General features: G+C 57.7%; 22 protein-coding genes. 18 read left to right on the plus strand and 4 right to left on the minus strand.

The genetic code is table 11. The annotated features are described in order from the left end of the window. The first annotated feature begins 78 nt into the window (after positions 1-78). From WNM05_RS05400 to WNM05_RS05450, 11 genes are all read left to right on the plus strand, one after another. Positions 79-2,820: a DUF499 domain-containing protein gene (locus WNM05_RS05400; RefSeq protein ID WP_434633154.1), complete on the plus strand. Its 2,742-nt coding sequence runs from the start codon at positions 79-81 to the stop codon at positions 2,818-2,820. Then, complete coding sequence (locus tag WNM05_RS05405) at positions 2,820-3,827, plus strand: hypothetical protein (protein ID WP_434633155.1); 1,008 nt, start codon at positions 2,820-2,822, stop codon at positions 3,825-3,827. The genes WNM05_RS05400 and WNM05_RS05405 overlap by 1 nt, the downstream gene beginning before the upstream one ends. A gap of 10 nt (positions 3,828-3,837) precedes the next feature. Beyond that, positions 3,838-4,767 (plus strand): hypothetical protein, encoded by a 930-nt coding sequence (locus tag WNM05_RS05410; protein WP_434633157.1) that lies wholly within the window; start codon positions 3,838-3,840, stop codon positions 4,765-4,767. Positions 4,768-4,769: 2 nt separating this feature from the next. Beyond that, positions 4,770-7,973, plus strand: a complete 3,204-nt coding sequence (locus WNM05_RS05415; protein WP_434633158.1) for a hypothetical protein — start codon at positions 4,770-4,772, stop codon at positions 7,971-7,973. Further along, positions 7,973-8,485 (plus strand): hypothetical protein, encoded by a 513-nt coding sequence (locus tag WNM05_RS05420; RefSeq protein ID WP_434633160.1) that lies wholly within the window; start codon positions 7,973-7,975, stop codon positions 8,483-8,485. Before WNM05_RS05415 ends, WNM05_RS05420 begins: the two co-directional genes overlap by 1 nt. 9 nt (positions 8,486-8,494) lie before the next feature. Continuing rightward, positions 8,495-11,305, plus strand: coding sequence for a DEAD/DEAH box helicase (locus WNM05_RS05425; protein ID WP_434633161.1), 2,811 nt, complete (start codon positions 8,495-8,497; stop codon positions 11,303-11,305). A gap of 158 nt (positions 11,306-11,463) precedes the next feature. After that, positions 11,464-12,417 (plus strand): DUF932 domain-containing protein, encoded by a 954-nt coding sequence (locus WNM05_RS05430; protein ID WP_434633163.1) that lies wholly within the window; start codon positions 11,464-11,466, stop codon positions 12,415-12,417. A gap of 12 nt (positions 12,418-12,429) precedes the next feature. Beyond that, positions 12,430-12,723 carry a hypothetical protein gene (locus WNM05_RS05435; protein WP_434633165.1) on the plus strand — a complete coding sequence of 98 codons (294 nt, stop codon included), beginning with the start codon at positions 12,430-12,432 and terminating at the stop codon, positions 12,721-12,723. 10 nt (positions 12,724-12,733) lie between these two features. Then, the gene (locus tag WNM05_RS05440) at positions 12,734-12,964 is read left to right on the plus strand and encodes a hypothetical protein (RefSeq protein ID WP_434633166.1); all 231 of its coding nucleotides are present in this window, start codon (positions 12,734-12,736) and stop codon (positions 12,962-12,964) included. Positions 12,965-13,052: 88 nt separating this feature from the next. Further along, positions 13,053-14,036 (plus strand): YqaJ viral recombinase family protein, encoded by a 984-nt coding sequence (locus tag WNM05_RS05445; RefSeq protein WP_434633168.1) that lies wholly within the window; start codon positions 13,053-13,055, stop codon positions 14,034-14,036. Further along, positions 14,033-14,938 (plus strand): hypothetical protein, encoded by a 906-nt coding sequence (locus tag WNM05_RS05450; protein ID WP_434633170.1) that lies wholly within the window; start codon positions 14,033-14,035, stop codon positions 14,936-14,938. Before WNM05_RS05445 ends, WNM05_RS05450 begins: the two co-directional genes overlap by 4 nt. Here WNM05_RS05450 and WNM05_RS05455 read toward each other — a convergent pair. Then, on the minus strand, positions 14,927-15,232 hold the full coding sequence (locus tag WNM05_RS05455; protein WP_210563788.1) for a helix-turn-helix domain-containing protein: 306 nt from the start codon (positions 15,230-15,232) through the stop codon (positions 14,927-14,929). The genes WNM05_RS05450 and WNM05_RS05455 overlap by 12 nt on opposite strands. A 198-nt stretch (positions 15,233-15,430) precedes the next feature. Between WNM05_RS05455 and WNM05_RS05460 the strand changes: the two genes are divergently transcribed. Next, positions 15,431-15,631, plus strand: a complete 201-nt coding sequence (locus tag WNM05_RS05460) for a hypothetical protein (protein ID WP_434633172.1) — start codon at positions 15,431-15,433, stop codon at positions 15,629-15,631. A 70-nt stretch (positions 15,632-15,701) separates the two neighbouring features. Here WNM05_RS05460 and WNM05_RS05465 read toward each other — a convergent pair whose 3' ends face one another. Beyond that, entirely contained in the window at positions 15,702-16,049 is a 348-nt protein-coding gene (locus tag WNM05_RS05465; RefSeq protein ID WP_434633174.1) for a helix-turn-helix domain-containing protein, read from the minus strand. 172 nt (positions 16,050-16,221) lie between these two features. On the opposite strand from WNM05_RS05465, the gene WNM05_RS05470 reads away from it, so the two are divergent. The 4 genes from WNM05_RS05470 (at position 16,222) to WNM05_RS05485 (ending at position 19,278) form a co-directional block, all read left to right on the plus strand. Further along, complete coding sequence (locus WNM05_RS05470; protein WP_434633176.1) at positions 16,222-17,850, plus strand: hypothetical protein; 1,629 nt, start codon at positions 16,222-16,224, stop codon at positions 17,848-17,850. A 54-nt stretch (positions 17,851-17,904) separates the two neighbouring features. Next, positions 17,905-18,354, plus strand: coding sequence for a hypothetical protein (locus WNM05_RS05475; protein WP_434633178.1), 450 nt, complete (start codon positions 17,905-17,907; stop codon positions 18,352-18,354). A gap of 62 nt (positions 18,355-18,416) precedes the next feature. Continuing rightward, positions 18,417-18,686, plus strand: coding sequence for a hypothetical protein (locus tag WNM05_RS05480; RefSeq protein ID WP_047238968.1), 270 nt, complete (start codon positions 18,417-18,419; stop codon positions 18,684-18,686). Between the two features lie 97 nt (positions 18,687-18,783). Then, entirely contained in the window at positions 18,784-19,278 is a 495-nt protein-coding gene (locus WNM05_RS05485; protein WP_434633180.1) for a DUF3768 domain-containing protein, read from the plus strand. 12 nt (positions 19,279-19,290) lie between these two features. Here WNM05_RS05485 and WNM05_RS05490 read toward each other — a convergent pair whose 3' ends face one another. Further along, positions 19,291-20,577, minus strand: coding sequence for a tyrosine-type recombinase/integrase (locus tag WNM05_RS05490; protein ID WP_081541839.1), 1,287 nt, complete (start codon positions 20,575-20,577; stop codon positions 19,291-19,293). 541 nt (positions 20,578-21,118) lie between these two features. On the opposite strand from WNM05_RS05490, the gene WNM05_RS05495 reads away from it, so the two are divergent. Both WNM05_RS05495 and WNM05_RS05500 read left to right on the plus strand, forming a co-directional pair. Continuing rightward, entirely contained in the window at positions 21,119-21,442 is a 324-nt protein-coding gene (locus WNM05_RS05495; RefSeq protein WP_434633182.1) for a hypothetical protein, read from the plus strand. A gap of 168 nt (positions 21,443-21,610) precedes the next feature. Then, the gene (locus WNM05_RS05500) at positions 21,611-21,940 is read left to right on the plus strand and encodes a hypothetical protein (RefSeq protein ID WP_434633184.1); all 330 of its coding nucleotides are present in this window, start codon (positions 21,611-21,613) and stop codon (positions 21,938-21,940) included. A gap of 39 nt (positions 21,941-21,979) precedes the next feature. On the opposite strand, the gene mltA is transcribed toward WNM05_RS05500, so the two are convergent. After that, entirely contained in the window at positions 21,980-23,236 is a 1,257-nt protein-coding gene (mltA, locus tag WNM05_RS05505; protein WP_434633186.1) for a murein transglycosylase A, read from the minus strand. Positions 23,237-23,394: the final 158 nt, after the last annotated feature.

Consider the following 23,394-nt stretch of genomic DNA (forward strand, 5'->3'; position numbering starts at 1 on the left):
ATGCAGAGTGCCCATGCCGCCAAGGATCTCGGGGGAGAGGTCGAGGGGGCAGACAATTTAATGATTGGAAAATAAACAATGCTTGGACTGACCCTAAGGGACGAATTTAAGGGCAAGCGCCTCAAAGGGACAGCTATTGAGCTCTCCAACGACTCCCACACTGGTGCGACACAGATTGCCGCGCAACAGTTCTTGGAGATCACGTATCCGACCCATGATCTTTTGAAGGGCATCGAGGCTGTTGGCCCGAGTCAAGGGCGACCGGTAGTTGTGATTGGAGAGCGTGGCTTGGGTAAGTCGCACTTGATGGCAGCACTGTATCACGCTGTCAGCGATCCCAACTCGACCAGATCATGGCTAAATTCTTGGGCCACGATGTTAGGTAACGCCAGCATCGGCAAGATTGGATTGCGCGATGGAATGCTAGTTATCGGTGAAAGTTTGCACCGTCAGCGCTACAAATTCCTGTGGGACTTGTTGTTTGAACGTCATCCTCGTGGCGAGTTCATCAAGGGTAAGTGGGAAGGTATGGGGGCGGCCAAGACCGACATCCCCTCCGACAAGCTCATCATGGAGCTTCTGGAGCACACCCCGACGATGTTGCTGTTGGATGAGTTCCAGACTTGGTACGATGGTCTGACCAATACTAAGCAGTATCCCTGGAAGAATTGGGCGTTCAACTTTATCCAGATCCTTTCGGAGATCGCTAAGGAGCGGCCTGATCTGTTGGTGCTCGTGATCTCCGTTCGCAATGGCGGCAGCGATGCCTATCAGCAGGTTCACCGCGTCAATCCAGTGGCCATTGACTTCAAGGCCGGGGGCAATGCAGAGCGTATCCAGCAGGATCGGCGACGAATGTTGCTGCACCGTCTATTCGACAACCGTCTGCAGATAGCCGACGGTACCATCGAGTCACTGGTCGCTCAGCACGTCTCAGAATACTTTCGCCTGCTTGATGTGCCGCCTGCCGAGCAGGAACGCAAGCGCCGCGAGTTCAACGAGTCTTGGCCTTATGCGCCTCACCTGTTGCGTTTGCTTGAGGAACAGGTGCTGATCGCCACTGATGCGCAGGAAACACGCGATATGATTCGCATCCTGGCCAATCTTTACAAGAGCCGTGGCGAAGCCGTGCCGGTGCTCACAGCTGCCGATTTCCGGCTGGATGATGATGCCTCAGGCATTGGCGCGCTACTGGATTCGGTGTCAAACGAACACCATCGCACTCTTCGTGAAAAGGCACAGCACAATATCATCTCTGTGACTGAGGCGGTGTACGACCACGCTAACCTTGCGCCACACCTGCAAGAGATCGTGGGGGCTCTGTGGCTACGTTCGATTGCTGTTGGCAACCTTGCTGGTGCCGATCCAGTCACGCTGCAGGTGGATATCACCCGAAGCAAGCCAGTGGACAGCAATGCCTTTCAGGTCGAGCTGGCCACGATTGTCGAGAATAGCTTCAATATTCATCAAGACGGCGCACGTCTGGTCTTCCGGGAGGAAGAAAACCCTCGTGCCAAATTGATGGCTTGTGCCCGTAACGACAAGCTTTTCACCGATGGCTCCGATCAGGCGCAACTGGCCAAACAAGTTCGCTATGTCATTGGCGGCAGCGACGAGGTCGCAAAAAACTTCCGCGTGATCGCGTTGCCCAGATCTTGGCAGATGGACCCATGGACACCACTCGACGAAGCAGAACAGCCCGAGCGTTGGGATGACCGCCTGCCCATCCTAGTACTGCCGGAAGAGCCAGAGAAAATCGATCAGACGCTTGGCCGTTGGCTAAAGGATCACCTGCAAAAGCGCCGCAACACCATTCGCTTTTTGCTTCCCAGATCTGGCTCCACCAATGCATTCCTTGATCGAGACCTGCTCATTCTCGCACGCGCTGAAATGAAAGCGCTGGAATGGTGTAGCCAGAACCCAGAATACAAAAAACTGCACAAAGAATTTGAAGGCACCCTGCGTGACAACCTGAAGAAGCGCTTTGACCGTTTCACTGTACTACACCGCTACGATCACCAAAATCCACAGCAATCTCTGTTCAATGTCGAGCATCTGAAAAAACAAGGTGCACAAATACCTGAAGCAATCGAGGAAGCGCTGACAAACGATCTCTTCGTTCCTGAAGATTTCGAAGACCTTGTCCTTGAGGCCGCCTCGGAGAATGCACCACTCGGCAAGTTGCTTCGCGAGCTACAGGAGCCACGCCCGGCAGGCCTGGATTGTATCCCCTGGTTGGGTGAAACAGTGATGAAAGAGCGTATCCTACGCCTGTGTGCACGCGGCAAGATCGCCATCAACCTGCGCAATCTGGAGCATCTGCAAACCCACTCTGGCGAAGACGAAGACACCGCGTGGCGGCGCTTGCGGGCCAAACTCTTCTACACCGGGCGTCAGCTTGATGAAGTGTTCCTGATGGAGCCCTCGGCGGTGCCTGCTACCGGTGGCACCACGCCACCCGCGCCGCAACTACCTGTTGGTGAAAATGGGGGAGATATATTTGGCGGCAGCACAACCACGCGACCAGCCCCACTTGCCGGTGGCAATAACACTCCCGGCAGCGGCTCATCCTCGGGCGGCGACGACATCTTCGGTGGCGGCAAAAGCACCACCAAACCGCGCATCTCGCTCTCTAACCCGCCTACTTCGCCGCTCAACCTGATCGGCAAGCTCGAAGGTTGGGGCATCGGCCCGGCCACGCCCGTGGCTGAAGTTTCGATCAAAGTATCTGCAGCGACCGGCGCGCAGCTCAAGGAGCTGCTCAAAAAACTGCCCGATGGCATGACTTTCGAGTTGAGTCTTGAGAAGGAGGACAACTGATGGCGCTCGATGCAGGAGTATTGCAACGCCTAACCCAGGGCACTGCTGCTGATGCGTGGCGTTTAATCATCGATCGCACACTCGAAATTGCTTCAAGACCACTAGAGGAAGGCAATGCCCCTAGCGAGGTCGTCAAGCGAGACCGCGAGGTCGGAGAACTCGACTTGTTCCTGGCATCCAGCGGTTGGGATCTGTGGAAAAGCTTCGGCCAGCCTGAGATCAGTGGAGTGGAGCGCACCTCCGACCGTCTTGCGCGCTGGTGGGCAGAGCCTTTTACTGCCCATGCCGTGCTGGTTTTGGACGCCTTGTCCTTACGCGAGCTGCCCTGGTTGCTGCAGGGGGCCAAAAAGCGCGGCTTCACACTACATGGGGTCACAGCTACCGCCTCCGAATTGCCAAGCGAAACCAACGAATTCGCCCGTGCACTGAGTTTCGCCAGTCGTAGCCAGTTGCAGGCCAATGGCGGTGGTTTGGCGCATAAACTGCAACCCGCGCAGACCGAAGCCATTGATCTGCCTTGGAAGGACTGCGAAAGGCTGGTGGGAAGCTCCTCAGGCGCGAAGAACTGGGTGTTCTGGCATCACTGGCCGGACGCCAAGCTGCACGAGTACGGTGCAGGCCAAGGGCTGGAGCTATTGACCAAGGACGCAGCACAGCAGCTTTCCAGCGACGACTTCTGGGCCTTTGTTGAGCGCCTGGCTACGGGGCGGCGCTTGGTCGTTACCTCGGATCATGGCTACGCCGCCACGGGTTACTTCCCTGACGCCAATGGCGAGGTTGCCGCCCACCTCAAGCAGACCTTTTCCAGTGGGCGCAGCAAGGCAGGTAAAGGTGATGCAGGTCCCTTTGTTCCTCCTGTGGCGTTGCAAATCGACAGCGCACTGGGTGCGCATCTGTTGGCGCTGGGCCGCCGAAAGTGGCGCAGTCAAGGTGGTTATCCTACGTTAACTCACGGTGGCTTGTCGTTACTTGAAGTGCTATCGCCTTTCATCGAACTTACAAAATAACGACTGAGTCATGAAAAAAATACCATCATGGGTTGATCCGAGCGATGCACCATTGATCGAACAAAATGTTCATGACTACATTGTATCCGTATATAGAAGAGTAACTGGCCCATTTAATTCTGTTAATATTGTCCCAATATCTCCAGGTGCCGAGGTGGATCGAGGTTGGGATGCTGCCGTTATGGAAGCGCAGCCTCTCTTCTTTCAATACAAATTACCAGACTACACCTCAAGACCTGCGAAATCACAATCTGATGCATACAGGCAGCGTAGACTATTTAAATATGACGATAGTGACGGCTGTTTCCATTTTTCGCTTCGAAAAATGGCGAAAAAAGCACCTAAGTCACAACATCAATTGATGTTTGAGATGGAAAGTTCCGGGTGCCGAGTCTATTACGTTGCCCCAACTTTTATTGACCCAGCTAGGCTGAGAGTTGGGGGCTATCCATCCTATGATGATAGACCGTGGATTGACTCGCACCACCCATTTTTTTCGCGAGGGCATCTTGCTTACGCATCTGTGCCGTTATTCGATGGACTGATATGTATTCCTCCCACAGTGAGTGTGCCGGGAGCGCCAGAGGATCATAAGTTTTTCTTCAATACTAGGTATGAAGTGAGCTTGCACAGTGAGCCGATTGAGGTACATTCACGCCAATTGCGAATAGTGCTGGACGATCATATAAGTGATTTAATGACCGGCGAAGCTATAACAAGTGAATCCGTCGATGAATTTGTTAGTCGTTTTGTTAGCCTAATGGCGAGCAATAATGATCAGGACGATTCGAGATATCTCATTTCTCGCTATATTGAGTCAAAAATGTCCGTTGAAAATAATTGGCGAGATAACAAGCTAATGATAAAAATGAGGGCATTAGCGCGTGTTGTCAAAGCACTTTACGGTATCGATATGTTAATTGGGGCGGTAAGAAGATAAAAATGGCTACTAAAAAAGAATTACTTGCTCAAGAAGTCGCCAAGGCCGTCGGCGCCGGCAAGATGGTCGCGCTTGAAACCGTCGATTTCAATGATCCAAACCGCCCCAAGACTTGCCTGGAGGTGGACTTCCCGATCCTGCCTGTCAATCAAGTGGCGATCATCGAAGGCAATGCAGGCAAGCCGATTTATCAGATGTCGAAGTGGTGGGCGCGGCGTCGCTCCAGCGTGTTCCGTTCGATGTTGATCGCGGCGGCCACCAAGGCCCCAGAAGACAAATCGTACGCAGCAAAACTTGTGTGGGACAACTATTACGCCAATCATCAGAAGAAAGGCGCGTTCAAGCACTTAAAGGTGGCTGACATTTTCATGGGGGGAGGCACCACGCTGGTGGAAGGCTCTCGTCTTGGCATGCAAATGGTCGGCAACGACCTAAACCCGGTCGCGTGGTTTGTGGTCAAGCAAGAGCTCGCCAACGTTGATCTGGAGGAGGTAAAGCGCCTGCTCGCCGACATCGAAGCCGAGGTTAAGCCACAGATCATGCCGTACTACTATTGCGACGGTCCGAAAGGCGAGAATGGTACATGGACACATCTGCCGACCTCGAAGGTGATGCCCGCTGATTTTGACCCGTTGGCCATTCCGAGCAACGAGCGCAAGGATTACCGCTACGAAGGCCCGGAAATTATCTACACCTTTTGGGCCAAGCACGGTCCTTGTCAAGTGACAGGCTGCGGACACCGAACGCCGATCATGTCCAGCCCAGTGATGGCAGTGAAGACGCTCAGCGTCAAGCACTGGGAACACACCTGCCGCGAGTGCGGCAGCGAGTTCCACATTGAGGAAAACACCGCGCGGATGGCTCCGGATGCGCCTCTGTATGTAGTACCTTCAGAACATCCATTTTCTGTGCTCGACCACCGGAAAGGGGTGATCTGTCCGCATTGTGGCCATATGGCAACGGTCAACCTTGGTAAGGGGAAGAACAAGAAGGTCGCACTTAGCCTGCTAGTGCATCCCCAATGGCTGGCCGGCTCGCCCAAGCAGGATGCGACCGACCAGCCTTATGGTGGTGCTGTACAGGATGATGTGGCGTCCACCGCTCGATGGAACAAAGAGCGCGCTGGGAAGATTCGGTTGTTGGAAGTGCGTGGCGAACTACCCGAAGTAGTAACGTGTCCGGAAAGCAAGGTAACGATCAAGACCAGCGAGGGAACAATTGCCAAAAAATCTGCTTTCGCCTGTGCGTCATGTGGCACGGTGCAAGATGTCCTGAAATCCATGACCGGCAATGGTGGAAAGGCTCCGATGGCTGCTTACGCAGTGCAAGCCATTTCGCCGAGGCTCAAGGCCAGTGGAGCTTGCTATGGAGGTAGGTTTTTTGCTGCGTTGAATGACTCTCGCCAGCTTGATGAGGCGTTTGCTGAATGGGAGTCTCGCAAGAACGGCGACCTGAGCGATTACTGGCCGAGGACGGCCGTTCCAGAGGGATTCAAGACAACCTATCAGAAGATCCCTGAACACGGATACCCTACATTTGCGGACATGTTCAATGCGAGGCAGCTGCTTGTTCAATCTCAGCTGCTCAAGGCGATCCTTACCGTTTCTTCTCACGAGTATCAGTGGGCGACACGAGAATATGTCTTGGCAGCATTCCAGCAGTACCTTCGCAACCAGAACATGCTCTGCCTGTGGAATACACAGGCAGACAAGTTGGAACCGCATTTTTCGAATAATAACTACTACCCTAAGAACACTCCAGTTGAAAACTGTGTTTTCGGGAAACTGGGACGCGGTAATTGGAGTTCATGCGCAGAGGGACTGATTGAATCTCGCGAGTGGGCGACCAACCCATGGGAACTTGTATCTAATGAACGGGTTACGCTTGAGAATCCATCCCTGAGGGATGCTGTGTCTGGTAAGAGCGAGAAGGTCCGCCCCGGCGACGCGCTCTTGGGTGGTTTGGTACGTTGGGGTTCTTCGACGGAGCTTGACGATATTACAGCGGCTTCCGTGGATCTGGTAATCACAGATCCTCCGTTCGGCAACAATGTTCAATACGCTGAACTGGCTGATTTTTTCCATGTTTGGCTCCGCATTGCGCTCAAGGGTAAATATCCGCAGTGGGCGCTTGAGTTGACACCAAAATCGCTGGAAGCCGTGGACAACCCCGTCCGCAACCCAGATAACCCCCAAGGCTACTATCAACAGTTACTCACTGCCGTTTGGCGTGAATGCGCTCGAATTCTGAAGCCCAGCGGCATTCTGGCCTTCACATTCCACCACAGCCAAGACGAGCCATGGGTGTCGGTTCTGGAAAGCCTGTTCGATGCAGGCTTCTATTTGGAAGCGGCATATCCGATTCGCAGCGACGAAACCAAGGGTGAGGGTAGCAAACCCGGAACCTTCGGTTCTCAGCAAATTGAGTACGACATTGTTCACGTCTGCCGTAAACGTACCGAAGAGCCGAAGCCTGTAAGCTGGGGCCGAATGCGTCGCGAGGTGATGGCGGATGTGCGCCAGTTGCAGTCAATGCTAGAGAACCACGCCAAGGAGGGCTTGCCCGCTGCAGACATTCAGGTGATCCGGCGTGGCAAGGCACTGGAATATTTCTCTCGTCATTATGGCAAGGTTTATGTCGATGAAGGCCGCACCATCTCGGTTAGAGAGGCACTAGTTGGTATCAACCAGCTCATTGATGAAGACGCCAATAAAGGTAAAGAACCGCCACCATCAAATGCTGAACCGATGACACAGCAGTTTCTGCGTACCTTTGGTACCGAACTGTCTCTGCAACGTGACCAGCTGCAGAAATTCCTGCGCGGAACCATTACCACCACGGATGACTTTGTTCAGCGAAGCTGGTGTTCTGAAGTTAAAAAAGTGTTCACGCGCACCAACCCGCTTGATTTTGCCCGCGATTGGTCAAGCAAACATCGCCGCCGTCTGACATCCGATTTGGATCAGGCTCTAGTGTTAATCGGTGCTTGTGTGGACGGCAGCGGCATCAATGTCTCAGACACATTAAAGAACGATAGCTTCAAACCGCACATAGCGCTCAAACCGCTGCTGGAATGGTTTCAGAAAAATGGGCCGGATCAAATCACGCGTAATGCTGCTTCGCGCGCGGTGTCGATCTATAACGCTTGGTTCGCAAATCAACAGCCTATTCCGAAAACAGTGGACTGGATTGAGGAGGAGTATTAATGAGACAGGTGCTCGACACGGTGTGGCAACGGCGCGGTACCAGCTGGCTGTGGGATGAGGAGGCACGCAATATGGTATGCACGGCTGGCGAAGTGTGGAGCTTGCGACAGTTCTTACGGGCTGCCGCTCTGAATGGGAATGGGTGGCCAGAAGACCTACCCAGCAACGATAACCAGACGCTAGTGGTGGCTGGGCTGGAGGGCAGCCTTGATTTGCTGGCCCCTGATCAGGGTGAAATTTGGCTGGGGGACACAATCAAACGCGCCATTCTTTTGTTCCAGGACGCCTACGCGGGTGAAGCCGCACTGATTTTCTGGTTACCGCAGGGGAATAACCGCCTATCGGTGCAAGCTTCGACCGATGCCGTGTCGTGGTTGTGCGAAGCGCCGTACCGGGGCAGTCAGCTCGATTTTGGCCGCTTACTCTGGGGGGAGGCCAACGAGTACCCACAGGAAATTCTGCTGCGCGAGGGTGCAAAAGCGGCAGGCCTTTTTCACTTGCGTATTACCTGAGGTGGGTACGTGGAAGCAGAAGCTCAGTTTCAACCTGGCGAACGGATCACCCACCATGAATTTGGCCAAGGTGTCGTTCTTGACCTAGCGCACGATGGTTACTTGCGCGCCTTCTTCGGCGCGGGTGAGCGCCGCGTGCCTGTTGGCGCGGTGCGTCGTCAGCTATCTCGTACCGAGCGCATCCTGCGTGGCCTGAGCGATAACAGTGATGGCAGCGCAGATCGGGCGCGCAAAGCGTGGTTGTCCTACGAGGCCCACGCACTGCCAGTCTTGGAAAGCGCGTCGGCACTCACCTCGGCCAAGATCGACCTGCTGCCACATCAGGTGGTGCTGACGCACCGTATTGCCACCGCATCCCCGCGGCGCTATCTGATTGCCGACGAGGTGGGTTTGGGCAAGACCATCGAAACTGCGCTGATTTTGCGAGAGCTGGCCAGCCGGGGCGAGTTGAACCGCGCCCTGATGGTGGTGCCTGCCGGACTGGTGAATAACTGGCACCGCGAGCTGAACGAAGTGTTCAACCTCGATTTTGAGGTTTTCGGCTCCGAAGGCGACATCACTGACCGCAAGACCAATGCTTTTGCCAAACACGACCGGCTAATCGCAAGCATCGATACACTCAAACGCTCGGCGCGTATTAAACGATTGCTCGATGCGCCGCGCTGGGATTTGGTGGTGTTTGACGAGGCCCACCATCTAACCGCCTATCGCACCGGTGGCAAGGTCAGGAAGACCGAGAATTACAAGCTAGCCGAGGCGTTGAAGGATCACTCGCGTGACCTGCTGCTGCTTTCGGCCACGCCGCATCAGGGTAATCACTTCCAGTTTTGGATGCTGGCGCAGCTCCTGAATTCCACGCTGTTTGGCAGTCCCGAAGAGATGCTGGAGAACCGTCATCGGCTCAATACTGTAATGTTCCGCCGCACCAAGGCCGATGCCTGCCAGCCCGATGGTTCGCCATTGTTCGCGCGGCGCGGGGTGCATACAGAGTCTTTCCTGATGAATCAGGACGAGCGACTGTTTTATGAGAAGCTGCGCGAGTATCTGGAGGACGGTTTCGATCTGGCCCGCCACCAAGGCAATCAGGGGCGTGCGCTCGGATTTCTAATGGCTATTTTCCAGAAGATTGCGGCCTCCAGTTTTTCGGCTGTGCGCCGCACGCTCAAACGCCGCCTGCTGATGCTGACGTTGCATGAAGCGTTACTGCGCGACAAGGAGCTGGATATTGAAGGCCGTGAGCGGCTGACTGAAGAAGCTCGAGCATTGATTCACGAAGAATTTGACCTGCCACACGACAGCACCGGGCGTAGCGAAGTAGATCATGTGCTGGCGGATCTGAAGTACCGTTTGGTCAGAAAACTGGATCAGGAGGCGTTAGAAATGGCTTCCGATCCCTACGGGAGCGAGTATTCCGCAACACACGCTGAGGAAGCTGCGTCGGCTGTCGTGGAACTTCACCTGCCCGAGGAGCGCTTGCGCATTGGCGATCTGCTCAAGGTATTCCCGCAGCAGCGAGAGACCAAGGCGCAGAAATTGCTCGATGGACTGGGCTATCTGTGGCGGCAGAATGTAAGCGAGAAGATTGTCATTTTCGCTACCTACCTCGGCACGGTAGAACTGATTGCCCGCGAGATTGAGCAGGCCTATCCCGGTCAGGGGGTGGTGGTGCTGCGTGGCGGTGACCACGGTGCCAAGCTGGCGGCAGAGCGGAAATTCCGTCTGAAAGATGGGCCGCGTGTTCTAGTGTGTACAGCGGCTGGGCGAGAAGGTTTGAACCTGCAGTTCGCGCGCATTCTGTTCAATTTCGATTTGCCATGGAATCCGATGGATGTGGAACAACGCATCGGGCGCATCCATCGCTATGGACAGAACCACACGGCACAGGTCTACAATCTAGTTCTGTCTGATACCATCGAAGGGCGAATTTTCCTGATGCTTGATGATAAGTTGACGGAAATCGCCAAGACGGTCGGCAAAGTAGACGATCAAGGTAACGTGGCTGAAGACTTGCGTGCGCAGATCCTTGGCCAACTCTCCGAGCGTCTCAACTATGACCGCCTGTACCAGGAAGCGTTGTCTGATCCAGAGTTGAAACGCACACAGGTGGAGTTGGAAGCGGCGCTCTCAAATTCACGTGAAGCGCGGCAGGTGGTGTTTGATCTATTCCAAGATCTAGAAGGCTTCAGCCTCGATGATTACAAGCCATTTTCCGATGTATCGTCTAGCCTAGACCGGCTGGTGCGTTTCCTGTCGGCTGCAGTGGCAGATCGTCAGCAGCGCTTGGTCAAGATTGACGAGGAGACCTACGACCTCGTGACTATTGACGGCACTCGCCGGGCACGATTTACCTTGAATCGTGATACGGCGACGAGCAGCGATAACGTGGAGCTGATGGGCCTAGATCATCCGGTGATACAGGAAGAGCTTGGACGCTGGTGCGGCGTTCCACCCGAGGATATTGGCATTGCAGTTTCAGGAGATGTGGGTGCTCCAGTTTTGCTTTCTCTCTGGATGGTCGAAGCATCCACGGGTAATGGAGAACGTCGAGTCGTCGTTCAATCAATAGCTGTTAGGCAGGATGGAACACGGGTTCCCATGGTCGAACGACTGGCTGAGCAATACCTGCAGGCACCGGTAACTTTGCCTATGTTCTCACCAGCGCAACGGCAGGAATTATTCGCACAGTTGATTGAGCCGACACTGCAGCGAGAACTCAAGCACAAGGGGCCCGTGAGTGGTGACAGCAGCTATTCGGCTGAACTCTTAGGTTATGTAGAGGTATTGCCATCACCTGTTAAATTGAAACCAAATCAATCTTAAAGGTATCAAGCACCCCATGTCTTTAAGACTTATTTAGACTTGAACAAGTCTAAATTATTTCACCCACATATTACCTCCCTGAGCTACCACCGGGCTACCGCCCGCATCCATTCATCGCCCCGGCCACGTGCCGGGGTTTCTATTTCTGGGAGAGTGAAATGGCACATCTAGTGGAAACCATGGCCTATGTCGGCGCCACGCCGTGGCATGGGCTGGGCAATCGTTTGTCTGAGGGGTTGCCGGTAGATATCTGGCAGCGCGAGGCGGGGATGGACTGGACCATCGAGCAGAGCGACGTGCTGTTCAATGTGGTGCCGGGCGGCATGCACATCCGGCCGCATGCCGACGCCAAGGTGCTGTACCGCTCGGATACCTTCGCGCCCTTGTCGGTGGTCTCCAACCGCTACAAGGTGGTGCAGCCGCATGAGGTGCTGAGCTTCTACAACGATCTGGTGCATGCCGGCGGCTTCGAACTGGAAACTGCTGGGGTATTGAAGGGTGGGCGCAAGCTGTGGGCGCTGGCACGCACCGGGCAGGAGACTCAGATCCGTAGCGGTGACTCGGTCAAAGCCTATCTGCTGCTGGCCACCAGTTGCGATGGCACGCTGGCGACTACCGCGCAGTTCACTTCGGTGCGGGTGGTGTGCAACAACACGCTGCAGCTGGCCGTAGGCGACAACAGCGGCGCGGTGAAGGTGCCGCATTCGACAGTATTCGATCCCAAGGCGGTCAAGGAAGCGCTGGGGATCGGCCTGTCGTCCTGGGATCGTTTCATCGGCAACCTGAAGCAACTGAGCCAGCGCATCGTGTCGCCGCAGGAAGCGCAGCAATTCTTCCAGGAAGTGATGGGAGAGGCTGTGGTGGACGACGACAGCCTGCCGATCTCCAAGCATACCCAGCAGTTGATCGCGCTCTATAGCGGGGCTGGCATGGGCTCCATGCTGACTGGCGCGCGTGGTACGGCCTGGGGCTTGCTCAATGCGGTGACGGAGTATGTGGATCACCATCGTCGCGCCCGCAATCAGGATTACCGGTTGGATTCAGCCTGGTTTGGCCAGGGCGCGCAGCTGAAACAGCGCGCGCTGGAGCAGGCGCGGGCGCTGGTCGCTTGAGAGGGTGGCGCCATGAACTGGATCATGACCCTTCCCGTGCTTTCCACCACCCATATCTGTGAGCAGACCAACGTCTGGCTGCAGAACCATGCCGGCGACTGGGGGCAGATGACCTTCGCCGAATACGGCAACGGCTATTTCATTGCCTTGGGCGAAAGCGATAGCGATCCCATCGAGCAGTTTCCGCAGCATCCCGATCTTCAGCAACTGATGCGCTGGGTACAGACGCATTACCCAGCCGCCACCTGGCTACGGCTGGATACCGATGGTGATGTGGTGCCGGAGCTGCCGGCGTATGACTGGTGAGGAGAACCCCATGACAGACAAACCGTTGAATGCCGCCCCATCCGGCGTGCCGCTGGAAATCATCATTACCGTTTCCGGTGGCATGGTCAGCGCCGTCTACGCCTCGCATCCTGATTGCGCCGTCACCATCGTGGACTGGGACGATGCCGCGGACGACGGGGCTGACTATTTCCCGCTGCGGGGCTTTGCCAGCCGCGCGGCGTGCGAAGCCCAGCTGCGGCAGTTGATTCCGGTGGGCTGAACGCTTCCCTTCCGTTTTACCTGTTTCCCTTTCCTTCCCGCCCGGTCTGGCCTGCGCCAGATCGGGCGTTATGCTTTTGGAGCGCATCATGCGTGAACGTTACGGCCAGGCGCTGCGCCTGGCATCCACCCTGAAGCTGTCGCGCGAGGCCTGGCTGGCGATTCGCCGCCAGGGCATCGGTTCGTCCGACGCGGCGGCAGCCATCGGCCTGTCGCCGTACAAGTGCGCGCTGTCGCTGTGGCTGGAGAAGACCAGCCGCAAGGCGCCAGATGACCTGGCGCAGAAAGAGCCGGTGCTATGGGGCACGATCCTGGAGCCGGTGCTGGCCGGGGTCTATGCCCAGCGCACCGGACGGAGAGTGCGCCGCGTCAACGCGGTGCTGCAGCATGCCGAGCATCCCTTCATGTTGGCCAATCTGGACCGCGAAGTCGTCGGCGTTGATGCTGGCGTCGGCACTCTCGAAATCAAGACCGCCAGCTACCACTGCGCCCCGCAATGGGAGGACGGCATTCCCATCGCCTACCAATGCCAGGTACTGCATCAGCTGGCCGTTACCGGCCATGCCTGGGCCGATGTGGCGGTGCTGATCGGCGGTCAGGACTTCCGCATTTATCGCATCGAACGGGACGAAGACAAGATCGCCGATCTGATTGAGCGCGAAGCGTGTTTCTGGCAAAGCGTGGAGCGGGACGAGCCGCCGCAGCCGGACGGCTCCGACGATTCAGGCCAGGCATTGCAATGGCTGTTTCCCCAAGACAGCGGCACCACGGTGGATCTGTCCGAATCGAGCGAAGGCACCGCACTGTTCGACACCCTGTTGGCGCTGAAACTGCGCCGTGAGGACATCGAAGCGCAAGAGGCCTATGCCAAGCAGCAGTTGCAGAACGTGATGGGCAGCGCCAGCACTGCCGTGTTTACCGGCGGCAGGGTGAGCTGGAAGCGAACCAAGGATCGCACCCTGACCGACCTGGAACGGCTGGGCCTGGAGCAGCCGGAGGTGTTGAAGCAATACAGCAAAACGGTGGCCGGCCGCCGCCGTTTCCTGCTGCAAACCGAAAGGAACGTATCATGATCAAGGGACTCGCCATCACTCCGCCCGTTATCGGACGGATCAGCATCGGCAAGCTGGTGCAACGCCACGACAAGCTGCTGCCGGAGAAGGACGACAGTTTCACCCTCACCACCCAAGTGCAGAACCGCGATGGCTGGCTGCTGCACCCGCTGCATCAATCACTGGCCGAGCAGGCCAACAACGGCAAGATCCGCGCCATTCCGGTACGGCTGCCATTCAACCACAGCGAGTTGAATCTGCGTGCCGAATACAGCGCCTTCGACCGCGCCAGCGGGCGCCCGCTGTGCGTCGGTAACGGCGAAACCGCACGCCGCGTGGCCCCGAATGGTCTGGAAGAAACCGCCTGCGCCGGCCCGGATCGCTGCCCGTTCGCCCGCGACGCCGGCTGCAAGCTGTATGGCCGGCTCAATGTGCAAGTGGACGGTCAGCAGGATGAGCTGGGGACGTTCATTTTCCGGACTACGGGCTACAACTCGGTGCGCACGCTGGCGGCGCGATTGCATTACTTCGAAGCCGTCAGCGGTGGTCTCACCCGTTACCTGCCGCTGACGCTGCGGCTGCGAGCCAAGAGCACAGCCCAGTCCTACCGCACCCCGGTCTACTACGTCGATCTGACGCTGCGCGACAGCCAAAGCCTGATCGATGCGGTGGCCCAGGCGCGTGCCGAAGCCGAACAGGCCGAGTCGGCAGGCGTCGATACCGTGCAGATGGAAGCGATGGCCAAGCGGCTGCTGCAGAACGGCCAGTTCGAAGAGACGGAAGAAGACGTGCCGCAGTTGCTGGAAGAGTTCTATCCGGAAACGACCCCGGAGGGGGAGTCACAGGCGCCCGCTACGTCGATCCGACCGGCGCGACTGACGCGGCAACTGGGCAAAGTTAATGGAACAGAACTAGTCCGCTAGCCATGCATGCACGTTTGCCCGCTGTTCTTCGTGCAGTTGGGTAAACGCCAGAATCCACTTCGCGAGTTCATCATCCTCGGCATAAAAGTAGGCGGTCGGTACGCCCAGAACTGCCGCCAGATGCTGGGCGATCTGATAATCGGCTTTATGGATGCCCAACTCGTAACGATTGATGCGGGTGCTGGCGACAGAAGGATCCAGCCCGGCCTGAATCCCTAACTGCTTCTGAGACAACCCCGCCTTCAACCGCGCTTCCTTCAGGCGCATTCCCCAGATTTCGTTGTGGCCAGCCATCTTCTAGTCCTCATTGATGCAAGAGGACTACGAGAATCGTTGTCAAATTTCTTCAGGCATACTACGATTTTCGTAGTTTTCTTAAGAAAAGGGTCTGGATGTGTGTTTGCACGCATGAAAAGACGGCGATGTCATGGGGCACAGCACGAAATCAGAGGGGCGATTGCGTATTCGTTTTACGACCAACAGGAGTTACTCATGCAGAAGTGCATGCCCAAACATCCCGTCAAACCCATCCATCCCTTGCTGATCGCAGCGGCTTACCTGCTCTACCACGCCCTCTATTCAGGACGATTCGGCCGGTTCGGGCGGATTTGCCTAGCCCTGGTCATGGTGATGAGCTTGGTAGGTCAGCTGCCTCAGCCTCCCTTCCCAACCCGGATGATGAATAAGGAGTAATGGCAAATGAGAAACCAATCAGTTTTATCCAGCTTGCGGGTCGCCACTGTTGGTGAGAGTTGTCGTGAAGTTATCGCAGTCGGCTGCGTTTGACTTGGGGAGGCGTCGCGGTATTCACCCGGCGTTCCCCGCTTGGCGCCGGGGGCACTTCCGTCATCGGCGCAAAAAACTCCGCCAGACTGATCCCGATTGCATGACAAATATCCGCCAATGTCTCGATGGACGGGTTGGCGACGCCACGTTCAATCGCCGAGATGTAGGTGCGATCCACCTGTGCCTCAAACGCCAATGTCTCCTGCGATTTGTTGGCGTTGTGTCGGCAGTGCTTGAGACGTTTGCCCAAGACAATGGAGAGCGGCGATGGATGAGCTGCGGGGGCGTTGGGGCGCTGATCTGTCATGGTAGTCAGAATGCCCATCTGACTACAGATTCACGACGCTATAAACACGTCAAAATATGTAGTGTATATTCTACATTTAATCGACATGAAGGCCTGTTTTTCCTTTTGGAAAAGTCTGTGCTTCATCTCTGGCAAGCCAATACGGCGTCCCCATTCCCCCGCTTACATCAATAACAAGGAGTGAAGTGGCATGAAGAAAATATTTACGGTTCCTGCGTTGGCTGGCAGCGCGCTGCTACTGAGCGCCTGCGGAGGAGGCGGTGGCGACGGCAACTCGTCGAGCGCGACGACCACGCCGACGCAGCAGGTCTCCGGCAAGGCCATCGACGGCTATCTGGTCGGCGCGATGGTCTGCCTGGATCTGAACGACAACGGTGCCTGTGATCCAGGCGAGCCCAGCACCACCACTCAGGCGGATGGCAGCTACAGCCTGCCGGTCAGCGGCACCGTCACCGGCAAGAAGCTGTTGGTGATGGTCACGTCTTCGACCAAGGATCTGTCCCGTCCCGGTTACACCTTCCCGGCCAGTTTCACCCTCAGCACCATTCTCAGCGATACCGCCAATCAGCACGTCACGCCGCTGACGTCGCTGGTTGCGGCACAGATGGAGGCCGGTCTCAGCCGTGCGTCGGCACAGCAGAACGTGGCAACGCTGGTGGGGGGCTCGGTCAATCTGAACGCCGATTACATCGCCGGTCAGGACAGCGCGACCTCGGCGCTGGCCAGCAAGGTGGTGGACAAGATCACCACTTTCGCCGCCAATGGCAAAACCGATCCAGACACCGTGCGGGCGGTATTGAACGCCATCACGGAGAAGGGCAATGTCGATCTGGTCACGCCAGCCGACGTGACGGCGCAAGCCAGCCTACCGGTGTACAGCCGCAACGTCGATGCGGCCGCCATCCTCAAGGCTGGCACCTACAGTTGGTATGGCCTGCTGAATGGCAGCGGCGCTCAGCCGGTGGCAGTTCGCGAGCTCGACACCTTGAGCAATGCCGGTTACCAGAACCAGCAGCAGAAGTACGTCAGCCCGCAATGGCAGGCCATGGTCTGGGGGGAGTTCTCGCCCAACGCCGGCGAGTACGAGCTGAAGGCCGATGGCAGTTGGACCGACTTCCTCAGCAACCAGAACCCGGAACCCGCCTGGACGTTGCAGCAGGTGGACGGTAACGCCATCACGGCCACCCATCCGCTGACGGGCATCAATGCTCGCTTGGAGCTGCGCGCGGCCAAGCTGGATGGCAAACCGATTGCCGCGGTGATGAAGGGACTGCTGGATAGCACGCTGCTGGGCCAGATCCATGGCAACTTTGCCGTCGGCAGCACCGGCTACGCCACCTTCATTCGTCGCAGTCTGGATCAGGTCAGCATCTCCGACTGCAATCCCTCCACCCACAACAATCAGCCCTGCAATGTGATTGGCGATCCGACCCAGTCATACCGCGCCGTCGATCAGGTGTTCGGCCTCGACATTCCGATCAGCGCTAACGGCAATCTGCTGCGGCTGAACGCCGACGGCACCGCCGCCATCCGCGATGCCAATGGTCAGGTGTTGACCAGCCAGGTCCGCTGGAGCCGGTTGGCGCGCAACGCCAATGTGCTGGTGCTGAGCATCGCGCTGAACGATGCCAAAGCGGCCCAGCTGAATCAACTGGATGACATCCAGGCGGGCAATCAGATCGCCATCGCGCTGCGCGCCGGCCATCTGCAGCTGGCGCTGGTGGAGCCGGCCAGCATCGACCGCGGCGGCATCGCCTTCTCGTCGTCCACCTTCGACCAGTTCTTCACCGCGCTGAAAACCGCCCTCGGCTGGAGCTGACGGCATACATCGCCCCGAAGACGGGGCGATCCATCTTCAATATCAGGAGTCAGTATGAAACCGCTATTACTCGCCGCCTTGGCGGCATTGATCAGCCAGCAGGTGCTGGCCTTTGGCGAAACCGGCCGTTGGAGCAGCGGCTGGGGTCAGGGCGTGTCGGAATACATGGTTAAGGATGCCAAGGGCAACCAGCTCTACATCGCCTGCAACAATGATGGCCAGACGCCGGCCATCATGACGTTGACGGTGGGCGGCAAGGAATACGGCTACGGCAGCAATCAGGACTTCGTGCTGATCATAGACGGCAAGGCGCCGCTGGCGCCAAGCGATGCCGGCTCGAATGCCGGCGGCGACAACTTCCGCCTGGCGTGGGACGGGATCCGCAAGGCCAAGACCCTGGTGGCCAAGACAGTAGATGGAAGAGTCATACCGTTGCCTTTGACCGGCGCGGCCAAGACATTGCCGTCCAGCAAGAGCAAAACCTATAGCTGCGTTACCTGGTAACACCACGGCGGGCGCGGGCCTTTTGCCTTCGTCTGCCTTACTCATCCGATCCCCGACAACCTATGAAAACCCCTTACCTGATCTTTGTGCTGCTCACGCTGCTGGCCGGCTGCTCATCCGGCTACGACAGCGATGTGCAAGAACGCTTCGTCAACGGCTGCATGGGACGGGGCGCGACCAAGTCCTACTGCAGCTGCATGCTCAAGGTCTACGAAAGCCGCCATACGCAGGACCAATACGTCGCACTGGAAACCGAGATGAGGCTGACGGGTGCCATCCCCGCCGGCTTCAGGGAAACCATGCTCGCCGGCCTTCAGCAATGCCGGCCTTGATGGACCGCTACCGAATCGGCTGAACGCTTACGCCTTATCTACCCCTTGCCCCTGGTCTGGCCTTGCCGGACAGGGGCTTTTTTACGAGGACACGATGATGAATCACCGCATTCACACCCTGAATGGTCTGGTCTGCCCGTTTCAGGACGCGGCGGGTATCCGCAGCTGGCTGCAGTCGCTACTGCACAATCAACACCTGCCCACCCCGGACGCCATCCTGCTGCAGGTCAACCGGCTGCCGCAAACCAGCACTTGGCTGCTGAACCAGCTCAAGACCGCCGAGCTGAATGACCAACTGCGGCACAGCTTGCCATTTCCCTCATCCCGCCTGGGCCAGGTCTGCTGCACCCAAGGCTTCGCCAGCCTTGCCAACTCAGATCAGTTCATCGACGCGATCCGGCAGGTCCAGGACTTCACCGCCGACAACGATCCTTATCTGGAGCATGACTTCGGCCAGGTCGAGATCGATGGCGTCGCCGTGTTCTGGAAGATCGACTACTACGCGCCGGATTCAGAGCAGGGCAGCGAAGCGCCGTGGGATGCCGAGGCGACCCGGCGGGTGATGACGCTGATGCTGGCGGAGGAGTACTGAATCTCAGTATCTTCAGCTGGTGGTACTCTGGATATTCGCTTGCGCTAAAATCCAGTCTTCAATCTGAATATGCCATTTCCTTAGAAGGTCAAGCGGCCGACGACGGTAATGCTTTTCAGCTGTGGCGCTTGGTTTATGTCCTTGAATTTGTGCAACCACGCCTGTTGGGCACTCAATCCACTCGGCAAGAGTGCCAAATGAGCGTCTTAACCCATGCAGCGTTAAGGGGGGCAAGCCTGCCGAAGATAGGGCTTGGTTGTGAGCGTAACGTGGGTCTTGTATGCGGCCGCTTTGCGCGGCGGTGCTGCTGAAGACCCATTCATTTCTGAAAGGAAGGTTTGCTAGAAGATTGGCAACATAGGGGGTGAGGGGGATGTGGCGCTCTCCTTCTATCTTGTCCGAGATGCGTATGCTCTTCCATTGGAAGTCCACATCCGACCATTTCAGGTCTGCTAGCTCCTCTCGTCTGGCACCAGTTAATAGCAGTGTCTGCAAGTAAGCACTGAATATTGGGCTTAGCTTTTGTACATTGGCAAACCAGACAGGCAACTGTTCTTTTTGCAAACAGTCATCCTTGGCTTTTGATTTTGCCACTTTTTGACGGACCTTCTTGGCGGCATGATTGATTTCTGGGATGAGTCCAGAGTACTCAGGTTGCTCGTCGCACCAGTTGAGAAATGCTCTCAGCATTCGGAAGGCTAGCGCTGCCACCGTGGGGCGGGTTTCATTTTCATGCTCTAGCCATGTGGTGAGCCGGTCTGCATCTAAATCTACTAGCTTGACATCAAGCAACGCTGCAAGCGGTCCGGGGATGGTTTGCTTTGCTTTCGAGCGGGTTCTGGGGTCTCCACCTCGATGTGCGAGCCGTTCATGGTCTGCAAGATGTCGAGCTCCCCAGCGGCTGGCATTGGCTTGGATGTACACGGGCCACGCGTCTGAAAGGGTGATGCCTTTTTTATTTGCAGCGGCCTGCAGCTTTTCATGCTCAGCCTTGGCCTCCTTCTCTTGAAGGCGCGGGTCGATGCCTTGGTCAATCAGTCCACGCAATTCACGGGCACGCCGTCGGGCGCTGGGTTCATTGCTGCCTTGCGCGGTGTCAAGCAGCCATGCAGGGTACTCACCAATCGTGATGCGAATAGTCTGACCGTGTAGGTCTGCTTCAAAGATGAAGGTCTTGCGCTTTGGGGTGCAGCGAAGCCCAAGTCCGGGGACTTCGCTGTCTCTCATGAAAACTTGGGATTTCCCTTCTGGGCAGGAAAGCTTTTCGATTCGATTGATGGTTAGTGGAACGCGTGCCATGATATGCCCTACATGCTTTGTTGTAGGGTTATTGTAGGGCCGTTGAGTGCCTTTTGGTCAATTCTTATCATCTATTTTTTGTGGGTGGTTATATTTTTTTACTTTTAAAGCAATGAATTACGTTTGTTTTGTCAACGCATATCACCGCCTGGATATGGTTTGAATTTAGGACTCATAATCCGTTGGTGCGGGGTTCGACTCCCCGGGGGCCCACCAGATACAGCGACGGCTTACGGTTGATACCGTAAGCCGTTTTGCGTTCCGCGCCGGCTCAGGCGCCCCGATGTCCCGCTCCGCGCCATTCCGATCGACGCGCCGCGATGCCTGCTGCCCTTGTCCGCCGCCGCGCCTTGCCGGCGCGGCATCGCGGCGAGCCGCCGGCCGTGAGAGGATGGTGGTCTTTCGGCCTGAAACCGCAATCTAAAATGACAATTGGAAGCATTTTGTTATTTTTATATGCTATATCTTTGGCGCAGGATGTTTTCTGCCTTTTCAATTGAATAGCGGATTCATTGCTTGTTCTTGCCAAGGAAAATTCAAGATGAAACAGATCGCCCTCGGTTTTTTCGTGATGTTGATCGCCGTCTCGGCATATGCCGATGATTACAAGAAGAATTATTGCGGCAACAAGACCTATGTCGCGGTCGGCGACAAATATCCCCACCTGCACTGCGACAAGTCTTTTTTCGTTTATTCCGAAGCGTCCAACAAGCACAAGGACATGGCGCAGGGCGACACGCGATATTGTGAAAATACGCGCGCCGCCATCGACGACGTCAAGGCCAGGGGACCGAGCAAGGTGGTCGGCTACCAGGAGGTGCTCGACAGCATGCTGAGCTTCGCCCGCGTCTACTGCAAAAAATGAGCTTGAGCGCGGCATCGCCGGGACGGGCAGGAGCAGGGGCGCGGAGCGGGTCTTTCCGGCAGGTGGCTGATCAGACAGGTGGGCGCGTCGCGTCGCGGTGCTATGCTGGTCCCGCCGCAGATATTTGCGGCCAGGATTATCCGTCAACCCATCCAGGGAGCCTGCATCATGTCGCCAGCCGAAGCCCGCAGCATCGTGGAAGCCCTTGCCAATGGAATCGACCCGCACAGCGGCCAGCCGCTGGCCCCGCACGCCGCGCTGAGCCGTCCCGAGGTGATCCGGGCCTTGTTTCTCGCCAGCCGGGCGCTGGAGGGCGCCGAGCGGCGCCTGCCGCCGGACAAGGCCGGCCGCGGCTGGTCGGCGGGGGAGGAGGCGAGGCTGTTGCGGGCTTTCGACGCCGGCGTGGCCTTGAAGCAGATCGCCATCGAGCATGGGCGCAGTCGCGGCGCGATCGCCGCCAGGCTGTCGAGGCTGGGACGGCTGGCCGAGGCGGCCTGAGGCGGGATGAAGAAACGGGGCCGCGCGGCCCCGTCCTGTTTACAGCGCCGACGCAGGCGTCATGCCCTTGGGCAGCAGCAGCCACATGCTGCCCTGTTGCTTCATCCGCCCGGCATACATGCCGGCCTCGGTGCCGTAGCCCCAGAACAGGTCGGCGCGCAATGCGCCCTTGATCGCGCTGCCGGTGTCCTGGGCGTTGACCAGCCGCGTCAGCGGCTCGCTGGAGTTCGGCCAGCTTGTGGCCAGGTAGACCGGCGCGCCCAGCGGGATGTAGCGCGGGTCGACCGCGATGCTGTAGCCGCCGGTCAGCGGCACGCCCAGCGCGCCTATCGGGCCGCCGTCGTCGCCGGACAGCGGCTTGAAGAAGATGTAGCTGGGATTGGCGGACAAGAGCTCGTCGCGGCGCTGCGGGTTTTTCGCCAGCCAGTCCTTGATGCCCTGCATCGACGCGTCGCCGAGCGTCATCTCGCCGCGGTCCACCAGCCATTTGCCTATCGACTGATACGGATAGCCGTTCTGGTCGGCGAAGCCGACGTGCAGAAAGCTGCCGTCGTCCAGCTGGATGCGGCCCGAGCCCTGCACCTGCAGGAAGAACAGCTCGACCGGATCCTCGACCCAGGCGATCACCGGCGCGCTGCCGGCGATGCTGCCCTGATTGATCTGGCCGCGGTTGAAATAGGGCAGCAGCCGCGAGCCGGACAGTCGTCCTTTCAGCCGGATACCGCGCGGGTCGTTGGGGAAGTCGGCCGGATTGATCTCGATGTCGCCGCCGGCGGCCAGCGCCAGCCTGCCCGGCGCCACCTGCCTGGCGCGCAGCGTGCCGCGGCCGCGCTGGCTGACCGGCACGTCTACGCCGACCAGGTCGCGCGGCACGCCGTACACCGGCCAGGGCGTCCGCTCGGAACGGCTGTGGCTGCCGTTCAGCAACGGCTCGTAATAGCCGGTGATCAGGCCGCTGTCGCGGCCGCCGTCGCGAAGCTTCCAGGCGGTGAAGCGGTTCTCGAAGAAGCGGCGCACGGCGTCGGCGTCGTTGGCCGCGAGGATGCCGGCCTCGCGACAGACGCCGCTCCAGGCCGGCTTCTTCTGCAGCGTGCGGCAACTCCGGCGCAGGCCCTGCAGCGAATCGCCGAGCGCCTGGCTGTTCCAGGCCGGCAGCGCGGCCGGGCTGGCGCTGTCGGCGCCGGAGTAGGAGGGGCGGGACGGAGAGGGGCCGACGGGCGGCGTGGTGGTGCAGCCGGCCAGCGCCAGCAGGGCCAGCCACGGCAGCCAGCCTGTCTTCAGTGATTTCAGCTTCATGCTTTACGGCCGGATGGCCTTTCTTTGACGGTGGCTCGGATTGTAACCCGCGAAGCGCCCAGGCGGCGGCATGGCGGACGGCTACGGTGTGATGTCATGGAGCTGCAACAAAACGGAAAAGTTTCCTGGTTAACATGACTCCGTTCCGTGTATGGCAT

Origin of the sequence: Chromobacterium sp. CV08 (genome assembly GCF_051129845.1) — a bacterium.
Classification (GTDB): Bacteria; Pseudomonadota; Gammaproteobacteria; order Burkholderiales; family Chromobacteriaceae; genus Chromobacterium.